General features: G+C 64.2%; 23 protein-coding genes and 1 other RNA gene. 23 read left to right on the top strand and 1 reads right to left on the bottom strand.

The annotated features are described in order from the left end of the window. Positions 1–69: 69 nt before the first annotated feature. The 4 genes from MESAU_RS16590 (at position 70) to MESAU_RS16600 (ending at position 2,025) form a co-directional block, all read left to right on the top strand. On the top strand, positions 70–807 hold the full coding sequence (locus MESAU_RS16590) for a lytic transglycosylase domain-containing protein (protein WP_015317197.1): 738 nt from the start codon (positions 70–72) through the stop codon (positions 805–807). 64 nt (positions 808–871) lie between these two features. After that, an RNA gene (gene rnpB / locus MESAU_RS29715) (RNase P RNA component class A) lies at positions 872–1,271 on the top strand. A gap of 179 nt (positions 1,272–1,450) precedes the next feature. After that, positions 1,451–1,726: a type II toxin-antitoxin system ParD family antitoxin gene (locus MESAU_RS16595; RefSeq protein ID WP_015317198.1), complete on the top strand. Its 276-nt coding sequence runs from the start codon at positions 1,451–1,453 to the stop codon at positions 1,724–1,726. Then, positions 1,723–2,025: a type II toxin-antitoxin system RelE/ParE family toxin gene (locus MESAU_RS16600; RefSeq protein ID WP_015317199.1), complete on the top strand. Its 303-nt coding sequence runs from the start codon at positions 1,723–1,725 to the stop codon at positions 2,023–2,025. Before MESAU_RS16595 ends, MESAU_RS16600 begins: the two co-directional genes overlap by 4 nt. A 110-nt stretch (positions 2,026–2,135) precedes the next feature. Here MESAU_RS16600 and MESAU_RS16605 read toward each other — a convergent pair whose 3' ends face one another. Further along, positions 2,136–3,251: a cystathionine gamma-lyase gene (locus tag MESAU_RS16605; RefSeq protein ID WP_015317200.1), complete on the bottom strand. Its 1,116-nt coding sequence runs from the start codon at positions 3,249–3,251 to the stop codon at positions 2,136–2,138. 397 nt (positions 3,252–3,648) lie between these two features. Here MESAU_RS16605 and mraZ point away from each other — a divergent pair, with 397 nt between their 5' ends. From mraZ to recN, 19 genes are all read left to right on the top strand, one after another. After that, positions 3,649–4,122 carry a division/cell wall cluster transcriptional repressor MraZ gene (mraZ, locus tag MESAU_RS16610; RefSeq protein WP_015317201.1) on the top strand — a complete coding sequence of 158 codons (474 nt, stop codon included), beginning with the start codon at positions 3,649–3,651 and terminating at the stop codon, positions 4,120–4,122. Beyond that, positions 4,119–5,135: a 16S rRNA (cytosine(1402)-N(4))-methyltransferase RsmH gene (gene rsmH / locus MESAU_RS16615; protein ID WP_015317202.1), complete on the top strand. Its 1,017-nt coding sequence runs from the start codon at positions 4,119–4,121 to the stop codon at positions 5,133–5,135. The genes mraZ and rsmH overlap by 4 nt, the downstream gene beginning before the upstream one ends. A 4-nt stretch (positions 5,136–5,139) precedes the next feature. Next, on the top strand, positions 5,140–5,535 hold the full coding sequence (ftsL, locus tag MESAU_RS16620) for a cell division protein FtsL (RefSeq protein ID WP_015317203.1): 396 nt from the start codon (positions 5,140–5,142) through the stop codon (positions 5,533–5,535). Continuing rightward, on the top strand, positions 5,532–7,256 hold the full coding sequence (locus tag MESAU_RS16625) for a peptidoglycan D,D-transpeptidase FtsI family protein (protein ID WP_015317204.1): 1,725 nt from the start codon (positions 5,532–5,534) through the stop codon (positions 7,254–7,256). The genes ftsL and MESAU_RS16625 overlap by 4 nt, the downstream gene beginning before the upstream one ends. A 54-nt stretch (positions 7,257–7,310) precedes the next feature. Next, positions 7,311–8,765, top strand: a complete 1,455-nt coding sequence (locus MESAU_RS16630) for a UDP-N-acetylmuramoyl-L-alanyl-D-glutamate--2,6-diaminopimelate ligase (protein ID WP_015317205.1) — start codon at positions 7,311–7,313, stop codon at positions 8,763–8,765. Next, entirely contained in the window at positions 8,762–10,243 is a 1,482-nt protein-coding gene (locus MESAU_RS16635; protein WP_015317206.1) for a UDP-N-acetylmuramoylalanyl-D-glutamyl-2,6-diaminopimelate--D-alanyl-D-alanine ligase, read from the top strand. The genes MESAU_RS16630 and MESAU_RS16635 overlap by 4 nt, the downstream gene beginning before the upstream one ends. Before the next feature lie 17 nt (positions 10,244–10,260). Then, the gene (gene mraY, locus MESAU_RS16640) at positions 10,261–11,343 is read left to right on the top strand and encodes a phospho-N-acetylmuramoyl-pentapeptide-transferase (RefSeq protein ID WP_015317207.1); all 1,083 of its coding nucleotides are present in this window, start codon (positions 10,261–10,263) and stop codon (positions 11,341–11,343) included. Between the two features lie 8 nt (positions 11,344–11,351). Continuing rightward, positions 11,352–12,752 (top strand): UDP-N-acetylmuramoyl-L-alanine--D-glutamate ligase, encoded by a 1,401-nt coding sequence (murD, locus tag MESAU_RS16645; RefSeq protein ID WP_015317208.1) that lies wholly within the window; start codon positions 11,352–11,354, stop codon positions 12,750–12,752. Then, positions 12,752–13,903: a putative lipid II flippase FtsW gene (gene ftsW, locus MESAU_RS16650; RefSeq protein ID WP_015317209.1), complete on the top strand. Its 1,152-nt coding sequence runs from the start codon at positions 12,752–12,754 to the stop codon at positions 13,901–13,903. The genes murD and ftsW overlap by 1 nt, the downstream gene beginning before the upstream one ends. Position 13,904: 1 nt before the next feature. Continuing rightward, the gene (gene murG / locus MESAU_RS16655) at positions 13,905–15,032 is read left to right on the top strand and encodes an undecaprenyldiphospho-muramoylpentapeptide beta-N-acetylglucosaminyltransferase (protein WP_015317210.1); all 1,128 of its coding nucleotides are present in this window, start codon (positions 13,905–13,907) and stop codon (positions 15,030–15,032) included. Further along, entirely contained in the window at positions 15,029–16,429 is a 1,401-nt protein-coding gene (gene murC / locus MESAU_RS16660) for a UDP-N-acetylmuramate--L-alanine ligase (protein WP_015317211.1), read from the top strand. Before murG ends, murC begins: the two co-directional genes overlap by 4 nt. Beyond that, entirely contained in the window at positions 16,426–17,391 is a 966-nt protein-coding gene (gene murB / locus MESAU_RS16665; RefSeq protein ID WP_015317212.1) for a UDP-N-acetylmuramate dehydrogenase, read from the top strand. Before murC ends, murB begins: the two co-directional genes overlap by 4 nt. Before the next feature lie 301 nt (positions 17,392–17,692). Then, positions 17,693–18,619: a D-alanine--D-alanine ligase gene (locus MESAU_RS16670; protein ID WP_015317213.1), complete on the top strand. Its 927-nt coding sequence runs from the start codon at positions 17,693–17,695 to the stop codon at positions 18,617–18,619. Continuing rightward, positions 18,607–19,548: a cell division protein FtsQ/DivIB gene (locus MESAU_RS16675; RefSeq protein WP_015317214.1), complete on the top strand. Its 942-nt coding sequence runs from the start codon at positions 18,607–18,609 to the stop codon at positions 19,546–19,548. Before MESAU_RS16670 ends, MESAU_RS16675 begins: the two co-directional genes overlap by 13 nt. Then, on the top strand, positions 19,545–20,852 hold the full coding sequence (gene ftsA / locus MESAU_RS16680) for a cell division protein FtsA (RefSeq protein ID WP_015317215.1): 1,308 nt from the start codon (positions 19,545–19,547) through the stop codon (positions 20,850–20,852). Before MESAU_RS16675 ends, ftsA begins: the two co-directional genes overlap by 4 nt. A 66-nt stretch (positions 20,853–20,918) precedes the next feature. Beyond that, positions 20,919–22,604 carry a cell division protein FtsZ gene (gene ftsZ / locus MESAU_RS16685; RefSeq protein ID WP_015317216.1) on the top strand — a complete coding sequence of 562 codons (1,686 nt, stop codon included), beginning with the start codon at positions 20,919–20,921 and terminating at the stop codon, positions 22,602–22,604. Positions 22,605–22,882: 278 nt separating this feature from the next. Continuing rightward, positions 22,883–23,833 carry a UDP-3-O-acyl-N-acetylglucosamine deacetylase gene (gene lpxC / locus MESAU_RS16690; RefSeq protein ID WP_015317217.1) on the top strand — a complete coding sequence of 317 codons (951 nt, stop codon included), beginning with the start codon at positions 22,883–22,885 and terminating at the stop codon, positions 23,831–23,833. 262 nt (positions 23,834–24,095) lie between these two features. Further along, positions 24,096–24,965 carry an outer membrane protein assembly factor BamD gene (locus MESAU_RS16695; RefSeq protein ID WP_015317218.1) on the top strand — a complete coding sequence of 290 codons (870 nt, stop codon included), beginning with the start codon at positions 24,096–24,098 and terminating at the stop codon, positions 24,963–24,965. Positions 24,966–25,150: 185 nt separating this feature from the next. Further along, positions 25,151–26,824 (top strand): DNA repair protein RecN, encoded by a 1,674-nt coding sequence (gene recN / locus MESAU_RS16700; protein WP_015317219.1) that lies wholly within the window; start codon positions 25,151–25,153, stop codon positions 26,822–26,824. Positions 26,825–26,857: the final 33 nt, after the last annotated feature.

Raw genomic sequence — 26,857 nt, forward strand, 5'->3', positions numbered from 1 at the left:
GGGTGTTCCGATATTGATCAAGCGATGCCACGCGAAGATCTTCGCGTGGCCCCAACAGAACAGGATCACATGCAGAAATTGACCGTTTTAACGGCAGCTCTTGCTGCCGGGGTAATGAGTTTTGCCTTCAGTGCGGCCGACGCCGCGCCGTTAAGTCCACGGGCCGACCAGGGCCTCGTCGCGGCATCCGCCAAAGGCAAGGCCATTTCGGCCAAAAGCAACAAGACGACGAAGCAGGTTTCCGCGAAAGTGGAAAAGGCAAGCTGGGCCAAGGCAAGTGGGACCAAGGCAAGTAAGACCGGGGCAGGGAAATCCTCCGCCAAGAGGCAGACAAAGCGCGGCCGCAAAACCGTGGACATGACGACGACAGCATCGATCGGTCTCGGCAACCTCGCTGCGGCGACCGCGGCGGTGACGAGCGGTGGCCAGTATTCCGCGATTGTCGGCCGCTACGCGGCCACCTACGGGGTTCCGGTGTCGCTGGCCCAGGCCGTGATCAAGATCGAAAGCAACTACCGGCCGAACATGGTCGGCGGCGCCGGCGAGATCGGACTGATGCAGATCAAGCCGGCAACCGCGCGCATGATGGGTTACAGCGGGTCGGCCAAGGGCCTGTTCGATCCCGACACCAACATCAAATACGGCATGAAGTACCTCGCCATGGCGCGCGACCTCGGCGGCGGCACGACCTGCGGCACCATCCTGAAATACAATGCCGGCCATGGCGCCACCCGCATGAACCCGGTTTCGGCGGCCTATTGCAGCAAGGTCAAGGTCCAGTTGGCGGCTGTCGGCGCACCGGCTTGACAAGAACCGGGCACGACGGCTTTTTCGGTTGCGTTTTGCGGTGTGAACCCCTTTATACGCCCTGCCAGCTGGCCGGGCGGCCGCACCCGCAAACGCCGAAAGGCCGCGGGTGAGGAAAGTCCGGGCTCCATGGAAACACGGTGCCGGTTAATGGCCGGCGGGGGCGACCCCAGGGAAAGTGCCACAGAAAGCAAACCGCCACGACTTTGTCGGGGTAAGGGTGAAAGGGTGGGGTAAGAGCCCACCGCGCGACTGGCAACAGGAGCGGCACGGTAAACCCCACCGGGAGCAAGACCGAATAGGGGCGGTGCGAGGGGGAACCCTCGAGGGCTGTTTCCGGCCCACCGTCCGGGTAGGTTGCGTGAGGCGCATGGCAACATGCGCCCAAGATGAATGGCCGCCACGTTCTCGCCTCGCAAGGGGCGAGGGCCATACAAAACCCGGCTTACAGGCCAGCTGGCAGTTCCTCTCCACGACATCTGGGATAAAGCCTTTGGTGCCAGAAGGTTACGCCCATGGGCGCAGCTTCTGATTCAAAGGCACGGGGCTGATTTGCCCCGCCGCAAGACAGAGATATCCGCCGACTTTCTTGAAATTGGTGCGATTAAATCGTACCGTCACGGCTCATCATCAGGAGCCTATCATGGGTCAGGTCGACAAACGCAGCATCACGCTTTCGCCGGAATTGGCTCAGGCGGTCGACGATGTGGTCGCGGCTGGAGAATACGCCTCGGCGAGCGAGGTGATCCGCGATGCGTTGAGGCAATGGAAGGACCGCCGCGACCTGATGGGCTACACGGTTGAGGAACTGCGCAAGCTGGTGCAGCAGGGGATCGACAGCGGGCCTGGTCGGTTTGCCTCGATGGACGAAATCAAGGCGGAGGCCCGCAGGCGTCTGCGATCTGACGACGCGGCATGAAGTTGCTGCCAATCGACCGCAGCGCTCGTGCGGAAGAGGATTTGGTTGCGATCTGGCTTCATATTGCGGGCAACAACGAGGCAGCAGCGGACCGGTTGCTTGATCGTTTAGCGGCAAGATGGCGGCAATTGTCGACTTATCCCTTCTCAGGTGCGCCACGCGACGACATTGCGCCGGGTATCCGCCATCTGATTGTCGGCGAATATCTCACCTTGTACCGGGTCGGCGGTGATGCGATCGAAGTTCTTCGCGTGCTGCATGGTCGTCGTAACATCGAAGCCAATGACCTCGGCTCCTAAGCAATCCAGGAGAAGCGCTAGTGCTTTGCGGAATCGCGTAATTGCGTAAAACAAGGAGTTAGGGCGGTTCAGCGATTCCATCAGACGCTGACCCGCTCGTGGTCGATTTGTCAGTCGCTGATCCTGTCCAGCGAGGCCTCGATCGCCTTCCAGAGTTCTTCCACGGGCTCACAACCGACCGATAGGCGAACGAAGCCAGCCGGAACCGCGTCGCCTCGCTTCAAGCGCCGCTCGGCCGAGGTGTGGACGCCGCCGAAGGAGGTTGCGGCCTGCATCAGGTCGCAATTGTTGATGAAATCCTCGGCTTTCTGCTCGGAAGCGAGTTCGAAGGAGATGAGGAAGCCGAAGCGCTCCATCTGGGCGCGGGCAAGATTGTGCGAGGGATCGCCTTCGAGGCCGGGATAGCGCAGGCCGTTGATCGCCCGATGGCCTTGCAGGCGCCGCGCGATCACTTCCGCCGACGAACACATGCGGTCGAAGCGCACATCCAATGTTTCCAGGCCGCGATGCACCAGCCAGGCTTCGAACGGCCCGGGGATGCTGCCCGAGACCTCGCGCCAGCCGGTCACGGCGGCGATGATATCCGCATTGCGGCTGGCAACATGTCCGAACAGCACGTCGGAATGGCCATTGGGTGCCTTGGTGTCGGCGGCGACAACGATATCGGCGCCGTGATCGAGAGGGCGCTGGCCGAAGGGCGTCATCGTCGTGTTGTCGACCACCAGCAGCGCGCCGGCCTTGTGGACGGCTTCGGCGACAGCGGCGATATCGCAGATGTCCAGCCCCGGATTGGCCGGCGTTTCGACGAAGGCCAGGCGGTAGCCCGCAAAACCGCCGTCAAGGAAAGTCGATGTCGGCCGGACATCGTAGGAGACACCGAGCGGTTGCAGGAAGCGATCAGCCAGCGCCCTGGTGGTGTGATAACCGTCCGAAGGCAGCAGGACATGGTCGCCGGCCTTGAGCACGGCAAAGAATGCCGCCGAGATCGCTGCCATTCCCGAGGGAAAGCCGACGCAGGGCGCGTCTTCCAAATGGGACAACATGTGTTCGACGGCATCCCAGGTCGGGTTGCTGAAACGGCCGTACTGGTTGAAGCCGGTGGCATCGCCCGGTGCATGGAAGATGGCGGCCATAGTCAGTGGCAGGGGAATGGAATCGCCCATGGCAAACCCGCTGCGACGCAAATGGGGAAGGGCCGCAGCGCGCGATTTGGCAGTTTCAGACATCGAGTTTCAAATCCCTTGGCGATCGGTGAGATGGGGGAGACGCTATGCCCGGCCGCGGCTCGCGGCAAGGCGTCTCCAGTTAGACCAGCGAGGCTCTAAACGGTTCGTTAGGCTTAATAGACCATAAAGACGAGACGTGCCGTCAAAGCCGTGATGCGCATGTTTGTGAAGCCCTATTCCCGTTGACGCCCATAGTGCCCCATGGTATCCCATTTCGACATCAAAGCCTTCGTTCCGCGTCAGGGTAAAGCGTACGCCAATCGGGCAGCCGCGGCGGCTGCGCGTTTGCCGTTTTTTGCCCCTGTGGACGAGGTTGGTGCGGGGCGGGCGCAGCGCTGCGGTGGCGCGTGCGACACGATGAAGAGGGGTGCGGTTGCGCAAGCGGCTGCAACGTGTGATGAACCGGTTTCTGTCGAACACGGTGAGCAGGATCGATGCGAAGGGGCGGGTGTCCGTTCCGGCGCATTTCCGTGCCGTGGTGCAGAAGCGCGGCTATTCGGAACTCTATGCGCTGCGGTGCCTGGACCTGCCGGCGATGGATGTCGGCGGGCTCGATCTGCTCGATCGCTACGAGCAACGCATCGCGCGGGAAGACCCGTTCCTGCAGACTGCGGACGACATGTCGTTCTTCTGCCATGGCGACGGAGCGTTCCTGAAGCTCGACCAGGACGGCCGCATCACCATGACCGATTTCATTCGCGAACATGCCGGCATTTCCGCGGAGGTGGCCTTTGTCGGGCGCGGCAATTTCTTTCAGATCTGGGAGCCGGGACGGCTTGCGACCTACGGCGCGCAGGCGCGGGCCAGGCTTTTGCAGCTTCGGCAGGGGACGAAGGCTCACGAGGCCAAGGCTGGGGAGCGACCGGAATGACGGTGGGCCACGGCGATGATATCAACGCCGTTGGCGGATCGGTCCGCCACATTCCGGTCCTCCTTGGCGAAGTGCTGGAAGCGCTGGCGCCGGCGGAGGGCGACATCGTCATCGACGGCACGTTCGGCGCCGGCGGCTACACCAAGGCCATCCTGGCGGCAGGCGCGTCCGTGATTGCCATCGACCGCGATCCGGATGCCATCGCGGCCGGCCGCGACCTCGAGGCGCAATCCGGCGGCCGGCTGAAGCTGGTGCAGGCGCCGTTCTCGACGCTCGACGAGCACGTCGAAAGCGTCGATGGCGTCGTGCTCGACATAGGCGTTTCCTCCATGCAGCTCGACCAGGCCGAGCGCGGCTTTTCCTTCCGCAACGACGGACCGCTCGACATGCGCATGGCGCAGGCGGGCCTGAGTGCTGCCGATGTCGTCAACAGTTTCAAGCCGGGCGACCTTGCCCGCATCTTCGGCTTCCTCGGCGAAGAGCGTCACGCCGGCCGCATCGCCCGCATGATCGAGGCGCGCCGGGAAAAACGCCCATTCGAGCGCACGCTCGAACTCGCCGATGCGATCGAAACCCATATTGGACGCGCGCCGAAGGACAAGATCCATCCGGCGACCCGCGTCTTCCAGGCGCTGCGCATCTTCGTCAATGACGAGCTCGGCGAACTGGCCAGGGCGCTGTTCGCGGCCGAACGCGCGCTGAAGCCTGGTGGACGGCTCGCCGTGGTGACGTTCCATTCGCTGGAAGACCGCATCGTCAAGCGCTTCATCGCCGACCGCGCCGACACCATGACCGGCTCGCGCCACATGCCGGAGGCGCAGGCGCGCACCGCGACATTCCGCAAGGCTGGTGGCGGGGTGACCGCAGGCGATGCCGAGGTTGCGGCCAACCCACGCGCCCGCTCGGCCAGGTTGCGTGCCGCGATCCGCACCGAGGCTCCGGCGCGCGGCGACGATTTTTCGATTTTCGGCCTTCCAAAACTTCCCGGCATCGACCGGCCGGGGGAGAGGTAAGCACGTGTTTCGTACCAGCGACATTGTCCTGATCGCCGTCATGGTTTCGGCGGCCGCCCTGACCTACAAGGCCAAGCGCGAGGCCGAGGACCAGTTGGCGGCCGTGCAGAAGATCCATGCCGAGATCCGTTACGAGGAGGACACGATCGACCTGCTCAAGGCCGACTGGAGCCTGCTCACCCAGCCGTCGCGCCTGCAGAAGCTGGCCGAACTCTATAAATCGCAGCTCGCGCTGGAGCCGGTCAGTGCTCGCCAGATCGTGGGCCTGGGCGACCTGCCGGCCAAGGCCCTCGATATCCAGGACATCCTGAACGGGCGCCAGGGCGCGATGGCCGACAATTCCGATAAGGCGCCTTCAGGCGACAAGGATCCCGTCGTGACCGGAGACATCGCCCAATGATCGGCAAACTGCTGAAGCGCTTCGCGTCGGTGAGGCGCGCCAGGACGGGCGAGGACAGATCGATCGTGGTCGAAGGCGCCCGCAAGGCGACAGGCGGCAAGGGCAAGGCGCGCATCGTGATGACGATGGCCGTGTTCTTCGGCATCTTCTCGACCATATCCGGGCGGCTGGTCTATCTCGGTTTCCAGACACCCGACCTGTCGGGCGGGCCGCAGAGCCGGGTGACCGCCTCGCGGCCCGACATTGTCGACCGCAACGGCGAAGTGCTGGCCACCGACATCAAGACGGCGTCGCTGTTCGCCGAGCCGCGCCGCATCGTCGATGCCGACGAGGCGATCGAGAAGCTGTCGACGGTGCTGCCCGAAATCGACTACGAGCAGACCTATCACAAGCTGAAGAGCGGCGCCGGCTTCGTCTGGCTGCAGCGGCAGCTGACGCCCAAGCAGCAGGCCGACATCATGCAGCTCGGCATTCCCGGTTTTGGCTTCCGCACCGAAAAGCGCCGTTTCTATCCAAGCGGCGAAACCTCGTCCTACGTTGTCGGCCTGACCAACATCGACAACCAGGGCATCTCCGGCATGGAGAAATATATCGATGAGCAGGGCTTGAGCGACCTGCAGGCGTCGGGCCTGGCGGTGGCGAAGGATCTCAGGCCGGTGAAGCTTTCGATCGACCTGCGCGTCCAGCATGTGGTGCGCGACGAGATCGCCGCCGGCCTGGAACGCTATCGCGCCATGGGCGCAGGCGCGGTCGTGCTCAACGTCAAGACCGGCGAAGTGGTGGCCATGGCCTCGGTGCCGGATTTCGACCCGAACAATCCCTACAATGCGCAGGACAAGGACCGGCTCAACCGGATGTCGGCGGGGCTCTATGAAATGGGCTCGACGTTCAAAAGCTTCACCTCGGCCATGGCGCTCGATTCCGGCAAGGCGACGATGTCGAGCCGCTTCGACGCTTCGCATCCAATCCGCGTCGGCCACCAGGCCATTCACGATTTCCACGGCAAGAACCGTGTGCTGTCGTTGCCGGAGGTGTTCCTCTATTCGTCCAACATCGGATCGGCCAGGGAGGCAGAGCTGGTCGGCATCGAGGCGCACCGCGAATTCCTGCACCGCCTCGGCATTCTGGAGAAGATGCAGACCGAACTGCCCGAAGTCGCCCGCCCGACCGAGCCGAAAGTCTGGAAGCAGGTCAATTCGTTCACCATTGCCTTCGGCCATGGCGTGTCGACGACGCCGCTGCAAGCGGCTGTCGGCTGCGCGGCGCTGGTCAATGGCGGCTTCCTGATGCAGCCGACATTCCTGGTCCGCAGCCAGGAGGACGCGATGGCGGCGGCCAAGAAAGTGGTTACCGAAAAGACCGTCGAGGGCATGCGCTACCTCTATTCGCTCAACGCCGAGAAGGGTTCGGCCAGAAACGCCCGCGTTCCCGGCTACCGCGTCGGCGGCAAGACCGGAACGGCCGAGAAGGTCATCAACGGCCGTTACTCGAAGGAGTTGAATTTCAACACCTTCGTCGCCGCCTTCCCGATGGACGATCCGCAATATCTGGTGTTCACGATCGCCGATGCCCCGCATCCGGAAAAGCCCGGGATGACCGACGTCGCCGCCAACAATGCTGGGGTTATGGCCGGCAATATCATCAGGCGTTCAGCGGCCATGCTTGGCGTGAAGCCAGATTTCAGCCATGAAAATGGTGCAACGCTGGTTTCCTATCAGTGATTCTTAGGGCGCGCCGGCAACTGCGCGCTATTTTGTTGCGGTGAACGGGACTCGATGAAGCTCAAAGATCTAGCCGGTATCCTGCCAGTCGAAGGAACAGCTTCCGCCGATCTGGAGGTTACCGGCATCTCGTCCGATTCCCGCCAGGTAAAACCGGGCGTCGTCTTTTTCGCGCTTGCCGGAACCAAGGCCGATGGCGCGAGCTATGCCGCCGACGCGGCCCGGCGTGGCGCCGCCATGATCGTCGTGGGCAAAGGCAGCGCCCTTACCGATTTGCCGGTTCCGGTGCTGGCGGTCGATGATCCGCGTCTTGCACTGGCGTTGAGCGCCGCCCGCTACTTCGGCAAACAGCCGCAAACCATGGTCGCGGTTACCGGCACCAGCGGCAAGACGTCGGTTGCCGCCTTCACCAGGCAGATATGGGAGCAGGCGGGATACGCCGCCGCCTCGATCGGCACCACTGGCGTGGTCGCGCCCGGCCGCAACGAATATGGTTCGCTGACGACACCCGATCCGGTCGCCCTGCACCGGTTGCTCAGGGAATTGGCCGATGCCGGCGTTACCCACGCCTCGATGGAGGCCTCCAGCCACGGGCTCGACCAGCGCCGCCTCGATGGGGTGAAGCTCTCGGCCGGGGGCTTCACCAATCTCGGCCGCGACCACATGGATTACCATCCGACGATCGAGGATTATCATCGCGCCAAATTGCGCCTGTTCGACACGCTGCTGCCGAAGGGCGCACCCGCCATCGTCTTCGCCGACGATCCGTGGTCGGAACCGACGATAAAGGCGGCGCGGGCCGCCGGGCTCGACGTGCTGACGGTTGGCCGCCATGGCGATTTCCTCAGGCTGAAGCGGGTCGAGCATGAGCGTCATCGCCAGCGTGCCGAGGTCGAGGCCGACGATGTGATCCACGAGATCGACCTGCCGCTCGCCGGCGATTTCCAGATCGCGAATGCGCTGGTTTCGGCGGGGCTGGCCATTTCCACTGGAACGCCTGTCGCCAAAGCCTTGGCGGCATTGGAGAAATTGAAAGGGGCGCCGGGCCGGCTCGATCTCGTCGGCACCACGGCGAGCGGCGCGCCGGTCTATGTCGATTACGCGCACAAGCCCGATGCGCTGGAGAACGTGCTGGCCTCGGTGCGTCCGTTCACCACCGGCCGTGTCATGGTCGTCTTCGGCTGTGGTGGCGACCGCGACCGTGGCAAACGACCGATCATGGGCGAGATCGCGACACGGCTTGCAGATGTCGTCATCGTCACCGACGACAATCCGCGCTCGGAAGTGCCCGAAACCATCCGCGCCGCCATTCTTGGGGCCGCGCCCGGCGCCATGGAGATCGGCGACCGGCGCAAGGCTATCCACGAGGCTGTCGGCATGCTGCATGCCGGCGATACGCTGATCGTGGCCGGCAAGGGTCATGAGGAAGGCCAGACGATCGGCTCGGAAACGCTGCATTTCTCCGACCACGAGGAAGTGCGCGCCGCGCTCCGGGAGCATGCCGCATGAGCTTGCTGTGGACGTCGGAAGCGCTGGTTGCCGCCACGGACGGGCGGCCGCTCGGCCCCATGCCCGAAGGCATATCGGGCATTTCGATCGACAGCCGCAGCCTGCAGCCGGGCGATGCTTTCTTTGCCATCAAGGGCGAGGCGATGGACGGCCATGACTTCGTCACCGCGGCCATCAAGGCCGGCGCCGGCGTGCTGGTGGTGGCCGAAGGCAAGCTGCCCTCACTTGGCCGGTTGACCGCGCCGATAATCGTCGTCGACGACGTCCTGGTTGCGCTGGAAAAGCTCGGTGTCGCGGCGCGCGCCCGCTCGCAAGCCAAGATCATCGCGGTGACCGGCTCAGCGGGCAAGACCACGACCAAGGAGGCGCTGCGCCACGTGCTTTCGGCTGTCGGCAAGGTGCATGCCTCGGCGCAGTCCTTCAACAACCATTGGGGCGTGCCGCTGACCTTGGCGCGCATGCCCGCCGATTGCGACTACGCCGTGTTCGAGATCGGCATGAACCATCCCGACGAGATCCGGCCGCTGGTGAAGATGGTGCGGCCGCATGTCGCCATCGTCACCATGATCGCGGCCGCGCATCTTGGCTTCTTCCGCAACCTGGACGAGATCGCCAAGGCCAAGGCCGAGATTTTCGAGGGCCTGGAGCCCGATGGTGCTGCCGTCCTCAACCGCGACGATGCGCGTTTCAAGCTGCTGTACAAGATGGCACAGGCTGCCAGCGTCGAGCATATCCATGGCTTCGGCGAGAATGCGCGCTCGACCTTCAAGCTGGTCAAGTGCGAGTTGCATGCCGACCATTCCGACATCGTCGCCAGGATCAGCGGCCACGATATCATCGCCCGTATCGGCGCGCCCGGCCGGCACATGGTGCAGAACGTGCTGGCGGTGCTTGGCGCCGCCCATCTGGTTGGCGCCGACCTCGACAAGGTTGCATTGGCGCTGGCCGATCTCTCGGCCGAGCGCGGGCGCGGCAAGCGCCACGTGCTGCGGCATCCCGGTGGCCCGATTTCGGGCCGGGCCGGGGGCCCGATTTCGAGCCAGGCCGGTGGCTCGATCACGCTGATCGACGAGAGCTACAACGCCAATCCTGCCTCGATGGCGGCCGCGATGGCGCTGCTCAACGCGACGCCGGTAACGGGCGAGGGCAGGCGCATCGCCGTGCTTGGCGACATGCTCGAGCTCGGCGATCACTCGGCCAAGCTGCACGCCGCTCTTGCCGATCTCATCGTCGGCACCGGCACGCGGACGGTCTTTCTCGGCGGCCCGGAAATGCGGTCGCTGGCGGAAGCGCTGCCGGACGATATCAGGACGGAATACCGCGCCGGCGTCGAGGAGTTGAAGCCGGTGCTGCTCGCCGCGCTGAAGCCGGGCGACGTGGTGATGATCAAATCGTCGAAGGGCATCGGTTTTGCAAAACTGGTCGATGCGCTGCTGGGCAAATTCCCGGCTGAAACGACAACAAGCAACCAGACCTAGTCGGGGGACGAAAGCGCATGTTCACACTGCTGGTCGATTTCGCGGACAAGGTCTCTGTCTTCAATGTCTTCCGCTACATCACGTTCCGCACCGGCGGGGCGCTGATCACCTCCGCCCTGATCGTCTTCATCTTCGGGCCGACCATCATCAATTCGCTGCGGCTCAGGCAAGGTAAGGGCCAACCGATCCGCGCCGACGGGCCGCAGACCCATTTCAAAAAGGCAGGTACGCCGACCATGGGCGGACTGATGATCCTGTCCGGCATCATCGGCTCGTCGCTTTTATGGGCGAACCTGTCCAGCATCTATGTCTGGGTGGTGCTTTTGGTGACACTCGGCTTCGGCTCGATCGGCTTTTACGACGACTATCTGAAGGTGACGAAGCAGTCGCATCTCGGCTTCTCCGGCAAGGCGCGGCTTGCGCTGGAATTCGTTATCGCCGGCATCGCCGCCTGGGCGATCATGCACAATGGCCAGGCGCCGTTCTCGTCGTCGCTGACATTCCCCTTCGCCAAGGAATTCATCATCAACCTCGGCTGGTTCTTCATTCCATTCTCCTGCTTCGTCATCGTCGGCGCCGGCAATGCGGTGAACCTGACCGATGGCCTCGACGGCCTGGCGATCGTGCCGATCATGATCGCGGCGGCGTCCTTCGGCGTCATCGCCTATCTCTCGGGCAACGCGGTTTTCGCCGAATATCTGCAGATCCATTTCGTGCCCGGCACTGGTGAACTGGCGGTCGTGCTTGGCGCGGTCATCGGCGCCGGCCTCGGCTTCCTGTGGTTCAACGCGCCGCCCGCGGCGATCTTCATGGGCGACACCGGATCGCTGGCCATGGGCGGCCTGATCGGCACGGTCGCGGTCGCCACCAAGCACGAGATCGTGCTCGTCATCGTCGGCGGCCTGTTCGTGGTCGAGATTCTCTCGGTCATCATCCAGGTCGGCTACTTCAAGATGACCGGCAAGCGCGTGTTCCTGATGGCGCCGATCCACCATCATTTCGAAAAGCTCGGCTGGACCGAAAGCCAGGTGGTGATCCGCTTCTGGATCATCGCCGTCATCCTGGCGCTGGTCGGTCTTTCCACCCTCAAGCTCAGATAGGCCGCCACTTGATCCCCGTCGCATCCTTCGCTGGCAAGCGTGTATCGCTCTTCGGGCTCGGCGGCTCGGGGATCGCCACGGCGCGCGCGCTGATCGAGGGCGGCGCCGAGGTGCTGGCTTGGGACGACAATCCCGGCAGCGTCGCCAAGGCGGCCGCCACCGGCATCGCCACCGGCGATCTGCGTGGCGCTGACTGGGCCGGTTTTTCCGCCTTCGTGCTGTCACCCGGCGTGCCGCTGACCCATCCCAAGCCGCACTGGACCGTGGAGTTGGCGCGCGGGGCCGGCGTCGAGGTCATCGGCGATATCGAGCTGTTCTGCAGGGAACGGACGCAGCGTGCGCCGGATGCTCCCTTCATCGCCATCACCGGCACCAACGGCAAGTCGACGACGACGGCGCTGACGGCGCATATCCTTCAAGCCTCCGGGCGCGACACGCAGATGGGTGGCAATATCGGCCGTGCGGTGATGACGCTCGATCCGCCGAAGCCTGGCCGGCATTATGTAGTCGAATGCTCGTCCTACCAGATCGACCTTGCGCCCTCGATCAATCCGACGGCCGGCATCCTGCTCAATCTGACGCCCGACCATCTCGACCGCCACGGCACCATGCAGCACTACGCTTCGATCAAGGAGCGGCTGGTGGCGGGCAGCGAGACGGCGATCATCGGCATCGACGATTCCTGGTGCGCGCAGATCGCCGATCGGCTGGAGCGGGCAGGGCGGCAGGTCGTCCGCATTTCCAAGCGCCTGCCGCTGACCGACGGCTATTTCGCCGATGGCACCAATCTGATGGAAGCCGTGCACGGCCGCTACAGCCGGGTAGCCCTCCTCGAAGGCATTGGCTCGCTGCGTGGTCAGCACAATGCGCAAAATGCGTTGGCCGCCGTCGCCGCTTGCCTCAAGGTCGGGCTCAACCTTGGCGAGATCCAGTCTGGGTTGGAAAGCTTCCCGGGTCTGGCGCACCGCATGGAGCAGGTTGGCCGCAAGGACCATGTGCTGTTCGTCAACGATTCCAAGGCGACCAATGCCGATGCCGCCGCACCCGCGCTGTCCAGCTTCAATCGCATCTACTGGATCGCCGGCGGCCTGCCCAAGGAAGGCGGCATCGAGCCGCTACGCGGTTTCTTCCCGCGCATCGCCAAGGCTTATCTGATCGGCGAGGCGGCGCCCGCCTTTTCGGCGACGCTCGGCGAGGCCGTGCCCTACGAGATCTCGGGCACGCTGGCGGCAGCGGTGGAGCATGCCGCGCATGACGCGGCCAAGGACGACAGTGGCGAGGCGGTGGTGCTGTTGTCGCCGGCCTGCGCCAGTTTCGACCAGTTCAAGAATTTCGAGGTCCGCGGCGAAGCCTTCAGGCAAGCTGCGAGCGCTATGGATGGCGTCAAACCCATCGGAGGGGCACGATAATGCAGAGCCGTCTCGACAAAAGTCCGGTCGCAACCTGGTGGTGGACCATCGATCGCTGGTTCCTGGCGGCGTTTCTGTCGCTGATGGGGCTCGGCATCGTGTTGTCCTTCGCGGCAAGTCCCGCGGTGGCCGAACGCATCGGCCTCGACAGTTTCCATTTCGCCACCCGGCAGATCATCTTCACCGTGCCTGCGCTCGGCGTGATGCTGGCGGTCTCGTTCCTGGATTCCAGGCAGATCCGGCGCATGTCGCTGATCATGCTGTGCCTGATGCTGGTGCTGATGGTGGCGGTGCTCTATGTCGGCGTCGAGGTGAAGGGCGCGCGCCGCTGGGTGTCGCTTGCCGGCCTGTCCATCCAGCCGTCCGAGTTCCTCAAGCCGGCCTTCGTCATCATGTGCGCGTGGCTGTTCGCCGAGCACAAGCGCCAGCCCGACATTCCGGGTAATCTGTTCGCCATGCTGCTCCTGGTGCTGGTCGTGTCGCTGCTGGTGGCGCAGCCGGACCTCGGTCAGACCATGCTGACCACCGGCACCTGGGGCATCATGTTCTTCATGGCGGGGCTGCCATGGCTTTGGATCATCGTGCTGGGCGCTGCCGGCGTCGGCGGCGTCTTCGCCGCCTATACGGTGTTTCCGCACGTGGCGCTGCGCATCGACAAGTTCCTCACCGGCGAAGGCGACACGTTCCAGGTCGACATGGGCCGCGATGCGCTGATCAATGGCGGCTGGTTCGGCGTCGGGCCGGGCGAGGGCACGGTCAAGCGGGTCATCCCCGACAGCCATGCCGACTTCGTCTTCTCGGTCGCGGGCGAGGAGTTCGGGCTGATCATGTGCTTCTTCATCATGTCGATATTCGCCTTCATCGTGCTGCGCGGTCTCAACACGGCGCTCAAGGAGCATGACGACTTCACCCGTTATGCGGTCGGCGGTCTGGTCACCGTGTTCGGCCTGCAGGCCGTCATCAACATGTGCGTCAACCTGCAACTGGTGCCGGCAAAGGGCATGACGCTGCCCTTCATCTCCTACGGCGGCTCCTCGCAGATCGCCATCGCCATCTCGATGGGGATGGTGCTGGCGCTGACGCGCAAGCGGCCGGAAAAGCGCAAGCAGATGGGCTTTACCCTGCCGCAGCGCGCCATGCCGGCGGAGTGACATGGCCAGAGGCGTTATCCTTCTCGCGGCGGGCGGAACCGGCGGACATCTGTTTCCAGCCGAAGCGCTGGCGCATGAACTCCTCGATCGCGGCTGGGCGGTGCATCTGGCGACCGACACCCGGGCCGAACGGTTTGCCGCCCATTTTCCTGCGGCGGCCGTCCATCCGATCCAGTCGGCGACGTTAGGCTCGAAAAATCCCTTCGCCCTGCTCGGCGCCTTCTGGAAAATCTGGAGCGGCGTGCGTCAGGCCTCCGCCATCATCGGCAGGGTCAAGCCGGAGGCCGTGGTTGGATTTGGCGGCTATCCGACCTTGCCGCCGCTCTACGCGGCGACGCGGCGCAAGGTGCCGACGCTGATCCACGAGCAGAACGCGGTGATGGGGCGCGCCAACCGGGCGCTGGCCGGCCGTGTCGACGCGATCGCCGGCGGCTTCCTGCCGCAGGATGAAAGCGCGGCCGGCGCCAAGACTGTGACGACCGGCAATCCGGTCCGGCCGGCTGTGCTCGAAGCGGCCAGGACGCCTTACGCGGCTTCAACCGGGGATGAGCCTTTCCGCCTGCTGGTGTTCGGCGGCAGCCAGGGCGCACAGTTCTTTTCCGATGCCATGCCAGGGGCCATCGCGCTGCTTTCCGACGCACAGCGCAAGCGCCTTGTCGTGACCCAACAAGCTCGCGCGGACGACGTGGCGCGGGTGAAGGCGGCCTATGCCACGCTCGGCGTCGCCGTCGAGGTCTCGCCGTTCTTCACCGACATGGCGGCGCGCATAGCGGCGGCGCATCTTGTAATCTCTCGTTCCGGCGCCTCGACCGTGTCGGAAATCGCCGTCATCGGCCGGCCGGCGCTGCTGGTGCCCTATCCCTTCGCGCTCGACCACGACCAGGCGGCCAATGCAGCCGCCCTTGCGGCCGCCGGCGGTGGCGAAGTGCATGTGCAATCCTCGCTTTCGCCCGAGCGCATCGCGGCACTGCTCGGCGCCCTGATAGACCAACCGGAGCGGCTGGCGACGATGGCTGCCGCGGCCAAGTCGGTCGGCAGGCCCGACGCGGCGCGGTTGCTCGCCGACCTCACAGAGGCTATTGCGTCCCGCAAAACAGTATCGGATTTCAGGAAGGGGACGCACCCATGAAGATGCCGCAGACCATCGGCCTCGTGCATTTCATCGGCATTGGCGGCATCGGCATGAGCGGCATCGCGGAGGTGCTGCACAATCTCGGCTACAAGGTGCAGGGGTCCGACCAGGCCGACAGCGCCAATGTGCAGCGGCTGCGCGACAAGGGCATCGAATGCTTCGTCGGCCACAAGGCGGAGAATCTCGGTGACGCCGAGGTCATCGTCGTCTCGACGGCGATCAAGAAGTCGAATCCGGAGCTGAAGGCGGCGCGTGAAAAGCTGTTGCCGATCGTGCGCCGCGCGGAGATGCTGGCCGAACTGATGCGTTTTCGCCAGGCGGTGGCGATCGGCGGCACGCATGGCAAGACCACGACGACCTCGATGGTGGCGACGCTGCTCGAGGCCGGCGGGCTCGACCCGACCGTCATCAATGGCGGCATCATCAATGCCTACGGCACCAACGCCCGCATGGGCGATGGCGAGTGGATGGTGGTCGAAGCCGACGAGAGCGACGGCACCTTCCTCAAGCTGCCGGCCGACATCGCCGTCGTCACCAACATCGATCCCGAGCATCTCGATCATTATGGCAATTTCGACAATGTGCGCGAAGCGTTCCGCCAGTTCGTCGAGAACGTGCCTTTCTATGGCTTCGGAGTGATGTGCACCGATCACCCGGAAGTGCAGGCGCTGGTCGGGCGCATTGAGGACCGGCGCGTCATCACCTATGGCGAGAACGCACAGGCCGATGTGCGCTTCACCAACCATCGCATGGCGGGGGCGACCTCGGAGTTCGACGTGATCATCCGCGACCGCAAGGGGCGCGGCCAGACGGCCATTTCGGGCCTGCGCCTGCCGATGCCCGGCCGCCACAATGTCTCCAACGCGACCGCCGCGATCGCGGTCGCGCACGAACTCGGCCTGTCGGCCGAGGCGATCAAGAAAGGCCTGTCGTCCTTCGCCGGCGTCAAGCGCCGCTTCACCCACACCGGTTCCTGGAACGGTGTCGACGTGTTCGACGATTACGGCCACCACCCGGTCGAAATCTCGGCGGTGCTGAAGGCGGCGCGCAGCGCCACCAACGGGCGTGTCATCGCCATTGCCCAGCCGCACCGCTTCACCCGGTTGCATGATCTGTTCAACGAGTTCTCCGCCTGCTTCAACGATGCCGACACGGTGATGGTCGCCCCGGTCTACGCCGCCGGCGAAGAGCCGATGGACGGCGTGACATCGGACGCGCTGGTGTCGCGTATCCGCGCCGGCGGTCATCGGGACGCCCGCTACATCGAGGGGCCGGCCGACATCGCGCCCGTCATCCGCGACATCGCCAAGCCCGGCGACTTCGTCGTCTTTCTCGGCGCCGGCAATATCACTCAGTGGGCCTATGCGCTGCCGAAGGAGCTTGCCGCCCCATGATGAACGGCCAGGCCCTGATCGACAGACTTGGCGACCGGCTAGCCGGCCTGCGCGGCCGCATCACGCCGAATGCCGAGATGGACAAGATCACCTGGTTCCGGGCTGGCGGCCTTGCCGAGGCGCTGTTCCAGCCGGCGGATGAAGAAGATCTCGCCGCCTTCCTCAGAGCGGTTCCCGAAGAGATACCCTTGACCATCGTCGGCGTCGGCTCGAACCTTCTTGTCCGCGACGGCGGCATTCCGGGTTTCGTCATCAGGCTTTCGGCCAAGGGCTTTGGCGAGGCCGAAGTCGTTTCCCCGATCAGGATCAAGGCAGGTGCCGCCACGCCAGACAAGCGCATGGCGGCGGTAGCGCTCGAGGCCGGCATTGGCGGCTTCCATTTCTATCACGGCATTCCAGGCGCTATCGGCGGCGCGCTCAGGATGAATGCCGGCGCCAACGGGGTCGAGACGCGCGAGCGCGTCGTCGAGGTGCGGGCGCTCGACCGCGCGGGCAACGCCCAAACGCTGAGCAATGCCGAGATGGGCTATGCCTACCGCCATTCGGCGGCGCCCGCCGGGCTGATCTTCACTTCGGCCGTTTTCGAAGGCTTTGTCGAGGACAGGGCGGTGATCAAGGCGGCGATGGATGCGGTGCAGAACCATCGCGAGACCGTGCAGCCGATCCGCGAGAAGACGGGCGGCTCGACCTTCAAGAATCCGGAAGGCACGTCGGCCTGGAAGGAGATCGACAAGGCGGGTTGCCGCGGGCTGATGATCGGCGGTGCGCAGATGTCGCCGATGCACTGCAACTTCATGATCAACACCGGAACGGCGACCGGCTACGACCTCGAATATCTCGGCGAGACGGTGCGCGCGCGGGTGCTCGAGCATTCCGGCATCCGGTTGCAGTGGGAGATCAAGCGCATCGGCAATTTCCGTTCCGGATATGCCGTCCAGGAGTTCCTCGGCCAGCTTCTCTAGCGCCTCTTGAAGTTCACGTGATGCGTGAACTTCAACCGGATCGAAATACCGTGAAATCGTTGCCGCAAAGACTCAGCGACACGGTTTTCGCATCCATTTTCTCAGAAAGTGAATCTCTCGGAATCATAAGTGCTTGCCAGTGAATCAACTCTCTGATTCTCTGCCCTGAAGCGTTTCCTGATTTGAGTCGTTCGACGCGTTTTCAGCGTTTTCCGTCTGGGGGGCAACCTGCTGGGAGACTCAGACTCAATGTTGCGGAAATCTTGTGTTTTTGGTCCGCGGTGAGAGGGGATGACGGGGAATGAAAAGCAAGCATGTGGCCGTATTGCTGGGAGGTTTCTCGTCCGAGCGGCCCGTGTCTCTGTCTTCCGGAAAGGCCTGTGCCGATGCGCTGGAGCAGGAGGGTTACCAGGTCACCCGCGTCGATGTCGGGCGCGATGTCGGCTCGGTGCTTGCCGAGCTCAAGCCTGACGTCGCCTTCAATGCGCTGCATGGGCCTTTTGGTGAGGACGGGACCATCCAGGGCATCCTCGAATATCTCGGCATTCCCTACAGCCATTCCGGCGTGCTCGCCTCGGCGCTTGCCATGAACAAGGAGCAGGCGAAGAAGATCGTCAAATCGGTCGGCGTCCCCGTTGCCGAATCGAAGGTCTCCAATCGGTTCTCCATCCAGAACAAGCATCCGATGAAGCCGCCCTATGTGGTCAAGCCGGTCAGCGAGGGGTCGAGCTTTGGCGTCGTCATCGTGTCGGAGGGGCAGTCGCACCCGCCGCAGGTGATCGGGTCGTCCGAATGGAAATATGGCGATACCGTCATGGTCGAGCGCTACATCCATGGGCGCGAGCTGACCTGCGCCGTCATGGGCGATGTGGCGCTTGGCGTCTGCGAGATCATCCCGACGGGCCATTCCTTCTACGACTATGATTCAAAATATGTCGCGGGCGGATCAAAACACGAATGCCCCGCAAAAGTTTCACCGAATATTTACCAAAAAATACAGACACTGGCGCTCAAGGCTCACCAAGCTGTCGGCTGTCGGGGCGTTTCCCGGTCGGACTTCCGTTATGACGATCGTCACTCCGAAAATGGCGAGGTTGTATGGCTCGAGGTCAACACTCAGCCAGGCATGACGCCGACGTCTCTGGTGCCTGAAATTGCCGCCCATGCCGGGCATTCGTTTGGTGAATTGTTGAGTTGGATGGTGGAGGACGCTTCGTGTCTGCGTTGAAATGGGGACAGGGTAAGGTGAGGGGCGCGGCCGGGCCGTCGCTGTTCGGCCTGCCATTGTCGTTGGACCATTTCGTTCTGCCGCGCGTGCTTCGTCGCCCGGTACGCATCCTGACGCGCTTGGGCGATGGTGAATTCCAGGCGCCGCGCTTCTCCGCCGCGATCATGTCGTCGGTACTGCTGGTGTCGAGTGGCGCCTATGGCGCCTACCTCGGCGGTCACGCCGACGGGATCATTCAAAGCATCACCGCCCGCACCGGCTTCGCGGTCGACCAGGTCAAGGTGGTCGGCAACCGTCAGACTTCGGAGATCGACATTCTCGACAGGCTGGAACTCGATGGCTGGACGTCGCTGATCGGCTTCGATGCCGAGGCCGCACGGGAGCGTATCGCCACCCTGCCGTGGATCCAGGTTGCCGCGGTGCGCAAGGTTTATCCGCACACGCTGGAAGTGCGCGTCGAGGAGCGCGCGGCTTTCGCGCTCTGGCAGCAGGGCAGCGACCTCTCCGTCATCGAGAAGGATGGCGCCGTCATCGCGCCGTTCTCGGGCGGCAAGCAGGTGCTCCTGCCGCTGTTGATCGGCACCGGCGCGCCCGCCAAGGCGCCCGATTTCCTGGCCAGGATCGAACATTATCCCGACCTCGCCAGCCGCATCAAAGGCTATGTCCGTGTTGGCGAACGGCGCTGGGACCTGAAGCTGGACAACGGCATCACCATCAAGTTGCCCGAGGATGACGAGGACCAGGCGCTCGCCGAACTCGTCAAGATGGACCATGACAAGGGGCTGTTGTCCCGCGACATCGCCGCCGTCGACATGCGCCTGACAGACCGGCTGGTCGTGGAACTGACGCCGCAGGCGGCGACGCAGCGCGAAGCCGCGCTCAACGACAAGCCGAAAACCCTCAAGCGCAAGCCGGAGACGAAGATATGAGCTGGCTTGGCGGTTCTGGCGATGCCTCGTCGCGCCGGTCGGGCACCCTGACGGTGCTGGATGTCGGCTCGAACAAGGTCTGCTGCATGGTGGCCAAGCTGAAGCCGAACGATGACGGCAAGCTCCTGCGCGGCCGCTCGCATCGCATCCAGGTCATCGGCATCGGCCACCAGAAATCGCAAGGCGTGAAGTCCGGCGTCATCGTCGATCTCGACCGGGCCGAGCATGCCATTCGCCTCTCCGTCGACGCCGCCGAACGCATGGCCGGGCTGACGGTCGATTCGCTGATCGTCAACATGACCGCCGGCCGGCTGAAGAGCGAAAGCTTCTCGGCGACCATCAATCTTGGCGGCCACGAGGCCGACGAAGCCGACATCAAGCGCGTGCTCGGCGCCGGTGCCAAGCAGGCGCTGAAGGCCGAGCGCGAGGTGGTCCATTCGCTGCCCGTCGGCTTCTCGCTCGATGCCGAGCGTGGCGTGCGCGATCCGCGTGGCATGGTGGGCGACACGCTTGGCGTCGACATGCATGTGCTGACGGGCGATGCGGCGCCGATGCGCAATCTGGAGCTCTCCATCAACCGCTCGCATTTGTCGGTCGAGCGCATGGTGGCGACGCCCTATGCCAGCGGGCTGGCGGCACTGGTCGACGACGAGCTGGAACTCGGAGCCGCCTGCATCGACATGGGCGGCGGCACGACGACGATCTCGGTGTTTTCGGAAGGCAAGTTCGTCCATGGCGACGCCATCGCCATCGGCGGTAACCATGTGACGCTCGACATGGCCAAGGGACTTTCGACCTCGCTCGACGCCGCCGAACGGCTGAAGGTGATGCACGGCTCGGCGCTGCCGGGCAGCGCCGACGACCGCGACCTGGTCTCGATCCAGCCGATCGGCGACGATGGCGACGTGCCGCTGCAGATCCCGCGTTCGGTGATGACGCGCATCGTGCGCGCCCGCATCGACGAGACGCTCGAACTCCTGCGTGACCGGTTGAACAAGTCCGGTTACGGCAATGCGGTCGGCAAGCGCGTCGTGCTCACCGGCGGCGCCAGCCAGCTGGCCGGCCTGCCGGAAGCGGCGCGCCGCATCCTGGGGCGCAATGTACGCATCGGTCGCCCGCTCGGCGTGGCGGGCCTGCCCGAAGCGGCGAAAGGCCCGGCTTTCTCGGCCGCGGTCGGGCTTCTGATCTATCCGCAGATGGCGAGCTTCGAGAGCCATCCGGCGAAAGGCATTTCCGGTCTCAGAATGACCGGAACGGGTGGAAAACTGCATCGCATGAGTCAGTGGTTGAGAGACAGTTTCTAATTGACGGGGACAGCCCCATAGGCGGCCGCGGCGGCGAAGCGGCGTGAAAGGCAAAGGACGGAGACAATGACTATCAATCTGCAGAAGCCGGACATCACCGAGCTTAAGCCGCGCATCACCGTGTTCGGTGTAGGCGGCGGCGGCGGCAATGCCGTGAACAACATGATCACCGCCGGACTGCGCGGTGTCGAGTTCGTCGTGGCCAACACCGACGCGCAGGCGCTGACCATGTCGAAGGCCTCTCGGCTGATCCAGCTTGGCGCGCATGTCACCGAGGGGCTCGGTGCCGGATCCCAGCCGGAAGTCGGCCGCGCGGCGGCGGAAGAGTGCATCGACGAGATTCTCGACCATCTCACCAACACCCATATGTGCTTTGTCACCGCCGGCATGGGCGGCGGCACCGGTACGGGTGCTGCTCCGGTTGTTGCCCGCGCAGCGCGCGAGAAGGGCATTCTCACTGTCGGCGTCGTCACCAAGCCGTTCCACTTCGAAGGCCAACGCCGCATGAAGACGGCCGACTTCGGCATCGAGGAGCTGCAGAAATGCGTCGACACCTTGATCGTCATCCCCAACCAGAACCTGTTCCGGCTGGCCAATGACAAGACCACCTTCGCCGACGCCTTCGCGATGGCCGACCAGGTGCTCTACTCCGGCGTGGCCTGCATCACCGACCTGATGGTCAAGGAAGGCCTGATCAACCTCGACTTCGCCGACGTGCGTTCGGTGATGCGCGAGATGGGCAAGGCGATGATGGGCACCGGCGAGGCTTCGGGCGAGGGCCGCGCGATGGCGGCGGCGGAAGCCGCGATCGCCAACCCGCTGCTCGACGAGACCTCGATGAAGGGCGCCAAGGGCTTGCTGATCTCGATCACCGGCGGCCGCGACCTGACCCTGTTCGAAGTCGACGAAGCGGCGACCCGCATCCGCGAGGAAGTCGACCAGGACGCCAACATCATCCTGGGCGCCACGTTCGACGAGGAACTCGAAGGCGTCATCCGCGTCTCGGTGGTCGCCACCGGCATCGACAAGTCGGCGGCCGAAATCGCCGCCGCGCCGATCTCGATCCGGACCGCACCGCCGAAGCAGGCTGCCCGGCCGGCCGTCGCCCCTGTGGAAAGCCGCCCGGCGCCGGTCCAGCAGACGGTGTATGAACCACGCGCCGCCGATCCGGTTGCCGAGGCCATCCAGTTGGCCGAAGCCAATGCCGCGGCCATGGCACAGGCTCGTCCGGCTCCTGTCGCCCATGCGGACGATTTCCGCCCGCAGAGCAAGATCTTCCAGGCGCCGCCCGCACAACCGCAGCCTATGGTGCAGCCGGTCGTCCAGCAGATGATGCAGCCGGCTCCGCAGCCACGCGAAATGCTGCGTGAAGTCCAGCAGCCGGTGGCGATGGCGCCGCAGCGCATGCCGCGCGTCGAGGACTTTCCGCCGGTCGTCAAGGCCGAGGTCGACGCCAAGAGCCGCCCGGCCGACCACGAGAACAGCGGCCCGATGGGCCTCCTGAAGCGCCTGACCAATGGCCTGACCCGCCGCGAGGAGGAGCCCGCACGGCTGCAGCCGGCGCAGCCGCGCGAGCCCAAGCTGCGCCAGGCCGCACCGGAAGTGCGCCGCCTCGCCAGCCAGGACGCCCAGCTTTACGCGCCGCGGCGCGGCCAGTTGGACGATCAGGGCCGCCTGACGCCGCAGACCAGGGCGACTCAGGACGACGATCAGCTGGAGATTCCGGCGTTCCTGCGCCGCCAGGCCAACTGATCGGTTAACGGACTGTAACAATTGTTAACAGGCAGGCAAGAAATTGCTTGCCTGTTAACGTTTAAAATGCCGCGTAATCAAAGGGTTATGACGTCGTACATGTTCCAGTTCGCGGTTACAAAGAGTAAGAAACCGTGATTTGGACTCTCCCTGCCGGGACACTATCTTCGCTGCCTACCATGTCGGTTTGCCGGGATTCGGGGGAAGTCGCCCTGCCTGCCGATTTTACAAGAGCCGCGCCCTCGGGCTGGAGAAGCGGACCTAGGCATTACGGGCTCATGGGGATTGTCTTGCACGACCACCAGACGACAGTGAAGACGCGCGCGTCGCTTACAGGCACCGGCGTTCACAGCGGCAAAGAAGTTTCCATCAGTTTCCTGCCCGCGGATGCCGATACCGGCATCGTGTTCGCGCTCCTCAATGGAGACGGGCAGGGCCGTGAGTTCCGCGCCCTGTTTTCCGAGATCGGTGCCACCGACCTGTGCACCATGCTTGGCGATCCTTCGGGCGAGCACATCGCCACGGTCGAGCACATCATGGCTGCCCTGTTCGGGCTCGGCATCGACAATGTCATCATCGAGATCGACGGGTACGAGGTTCCAATCCTCGACGGCAGCGCCATGGCGTTCGTCGAAGCCATCGACCAGGCCGGCATCGAGACGCTGGCCGTCAAGCGGCGCTATATTAGGGTGGTCAAGCCGGTCCGCATCGAGAACGGCGCCTCCTGGGCGGAGTTCAGGCCCTATGACGGCACCCGTTTCGAGGTCGAGATCGATTTCGAAAGCCCGGCGATCGGCCGTCAGCTCTTCGCATCCGATATCAACGCCGATATTTTCCGCCGCGACATCGCGCGGGCCCGCACCTTCGGCTTCATGAAGGACGTCGAGCGGCTGTGGGCCGCCGGCTATGCTCTGGGATCCTCGCTGGAAAATTCCCTGGTGATCGGTGACGACAACCGCGTCATCAACATGGGCGGCCTGCGCTATCCCAACGAATTCGTGCGCCACAAGACGCTCGACGCCATGGGCGACCTGGCGCTGGCCGGCGCGCGCTTCATCGGTTGTTTCCGCTCTTATCGCGGCGGCCATCGGCTGAACGCCGCCGCACTGCGGCGCCTGCTGTCGGACCGCACCGCCTTCGAGATCGTCGAGACGACACGCCGCGAGCGTGGTCGCGCCGCCGAGATGAACGCCGTCAATGCGCCTCTCTATGCGCCCTGGATGATCTGATTTTCTTAATCTTTTTCGGATTCCATGGCGGTATGGGTGTTGCATGAATGCATCATCCATCGGCGAAATTGCGTAGATTTTCACGCCACGGTCCGCCGCCACAAAAATGTGCGATTGGCTGGACATAGCGTTGCCGGGCAAGGCGGTTATGGTTTATGGCTGCTGCCGTCGATTAGTGCATGTCGCTCAAAGGTGGGGACCAGTTTTGGGACAACTGCATGCAACGAGCATTAAAATAACGCCGAAAGGGCGCAATCCAATCATGTTCTTCAAGCGAGTCGGTCAATCGAAAGCGCCGCAGCGGTCTGTTTTCCTGGCGCTTTCGGTGGTTGTTCCATCGCTCTTTCTGGCGGCTTGCATGTCGTCGGAAAAAGACATCGACCTGTCGACCTATGTCGACCAGACCGAACCGGCCGACGTTCTCTACAATCAGGGCCTGGCCAATCTGAACGCCGGCCGCCTGGACGAGGCAAGCAAGAAATTCGACGCGGTCGACCGCCAGCACCCCTATTCGGAATGGGCCCGCAAATCGATGGTGATGGGCGCGTTCGCCGACTATCGAAAGGGCAGCTACGACGATGCGATCCAGTCGGCGAAGCGGTACCTGGCGCTCTATCCGTCCACGGATGACGCGGCCTATGCCCAGTACATCATTGGTCTGAGCTACTATCGCCAGATCAAGGATGTGACGCAGGACCAGAAGGAAGCACGCCAGACCCTGCAGACGATGCAGGACCTGGTGACGCGCTGGCCGACGTCGGAATATGTCGACGATGCCAAGGAAAAGATCCGCTTCGCCAACGACCAGCTCGCGGGCAAGGAAATGCAGATCGGCCGCTATTATCTGGAGCGCCGCGAGTACATCGCCGCCGTCAAACGCTTCCGCACCGTGGTCGAAAACTATTCCAACACCCGCCATGTCGAGGAAGCGCTCGCGCGCCTTACCGAAAGCTATTACGCGTTGGGCTTGACCTCGGAGGCCCAGACGGCGGCCGCGGTGCTCGGTACCAACTATCCCGACAGTTCGTGGTACAAGGATTCCTACAAGCTGCTGCAGAGCAACGGGCTGGCGCCGCGTGAAAATGCCGGGTCGTGGATATCCAAGGCCGGGAAGCTGATCACCGGCGCCTGACCGCGGAGCCTCCGAGCGAAGCGCGCAGCGCGCTTTTTCGGATTGATCCGAAGCTCAAACAAAAAGATAGTGCGGCGCTGCGACTCCAACTGTCGGGTGCCGCTTTATCCTTTTGTTTTTCGTGCCTGTCGTTATCCCGAAACCGGGTCCACTTTTTGGGCGGCATGCAATAGGTCCGGTTTCTCATGCTTTCCAGACTGTCGATCCGCGATATCGTCCTGATCGAAAAGCTGGACATCGACTTCCAGCCGGGCCTTTCCGTGCTGACCGGCGAAACCGGCGCCGGCAAGTCCATCCTGCTCGATGCCTTGTCGCTGGCGCTCGGCGCGCGCGGCGATGCCTCGCTGGTGCGCCACGGCGCGTCCCAGGGCCAGGTCATTGCCGTGTTCGATGTTCCGCGCAACCATCCGGTGCGTGCGCTGCTCGCCGAAAACGCCATCGAGGATGATGGCGACGTCATCCTGCGGCGCGTGCAGACGGCGGATGGCCGGACCCGTGTGTTCATCAACGACCAGCCGTCCTCCGTGACGCTGATGCGCGATGTCGGCCGCGCCCTGGTCGAGATTCACGGCCAGCATGACGAGCGCGCCTTGGTCGATCCCGGCGCGCATCGCGATGTGCTCGATGCTTTCGGCGGCCATCTCGGCGCCGTCCGCTCGACCGGCGAGGCATGGCGGCACTGGCGCGCCGCCCAGCAGGAGCTGACGCGCCATCGCGCCAAGGTGGAAGCCGCCGCGCGCGAAGCCGACTATCTGCGCGCCGCGGTTGCCGAACTGACCAAGCTCGATCCGCAGCCGGGCGAAGAAACCGAACTTGCCGAGCTGCGTGCCCACATGATGCGCGCCGAGAAGATCGCTTCCGAAATTCACGACGCGCAGGATGTGCTGTCGGGCCCGTCCTCGCCCTTGCCGCAACTGGCCAGCCTGCTGAGACGGCTGCAGCGCAAGGCGACGGAGGCGCCCGGCCTGCTTGAGGACGTGGTGAAGTCGCTGGACGAAGCCATGCTGTCTCTCGACGCGGCGCAGTCGGGCGTCGAGGCCGCGCTTCGTGCCACGGAGTATGATCCGCAGCGGCTGGAGAAAGCCGAGGAACGTCTGTTTTCGCTGCGCGCGGCGTCACGCAAGCACAGCGTCGCCGTCGACGACCTGGCGCAGCTGCGCGACACGATGGTTGCCGATCTCGCCGATCTCGACGCCGGCGAAGAACGCCTGCACGGGCTGGAAAAGCAGGCGGCCGCCGCGCGCGAAGCCTATGACATCGCCGCCGCACAGCTGTCCTCGCTTCGCCATGCCGCGGCGGTCGGTCTGACCAAGGCGGTGATGGCCGAACTGCCGGCGCTGAAGCTCGAACGCGCGGCCTTTATCGTCGAGATGAAGAGCGAGGCCGGGGCGCGCATGGAAGAGGGCATCGACCAGATCGAGTTCTGGGTGCGCACCAATCCTGGCACGCGGCCCGGGCCGATGATGAAGGTTGCCTCCGGCGGCGAGCTTTCGCGCTTTCTCCTGGCGTTAAAGGTGGCGCTGGCCGACCGTGGCTCGGCGCCGACACTGGTTTTCGACGAAATCGACACCGGGGTGGGTGGCGCTGTCGCCGACGCCATCGGCCAGCGGCTGGCGCGGCTGTCGAAGCGCGTCCAGGTGCTTTCCGTCACCCATGCGCCGCAAGTGGCAGCGCGCGCGGCAACACATTTCCTGATCTCCAAATCGGGCAGCACCGACCGTGTCGCGACCGGAATTGCCGAGATGGACAGGACTGCGCGGCAGGAGGAGATCGCCCGCATGCTGGCCGGCGCCACGATCACCGACGAGGCGCGCGCCGCCGCCGAGCGGCTGCTGCGCGAGAATACAAACGCGGCATGAGACGATCCGGCGTCATGAGACGATCAGGCGTCA

This window comes from Mesorhizobium australicum WSM2073, from assembly GCF_000230995.2.
Classification (GTDB): Bacteria; Pseudomonadota; Alphaproteobacteria; order Rhizobiales; family Rhizobiaceae; genus Mesorhizobium; species Mesorhizobium australicum.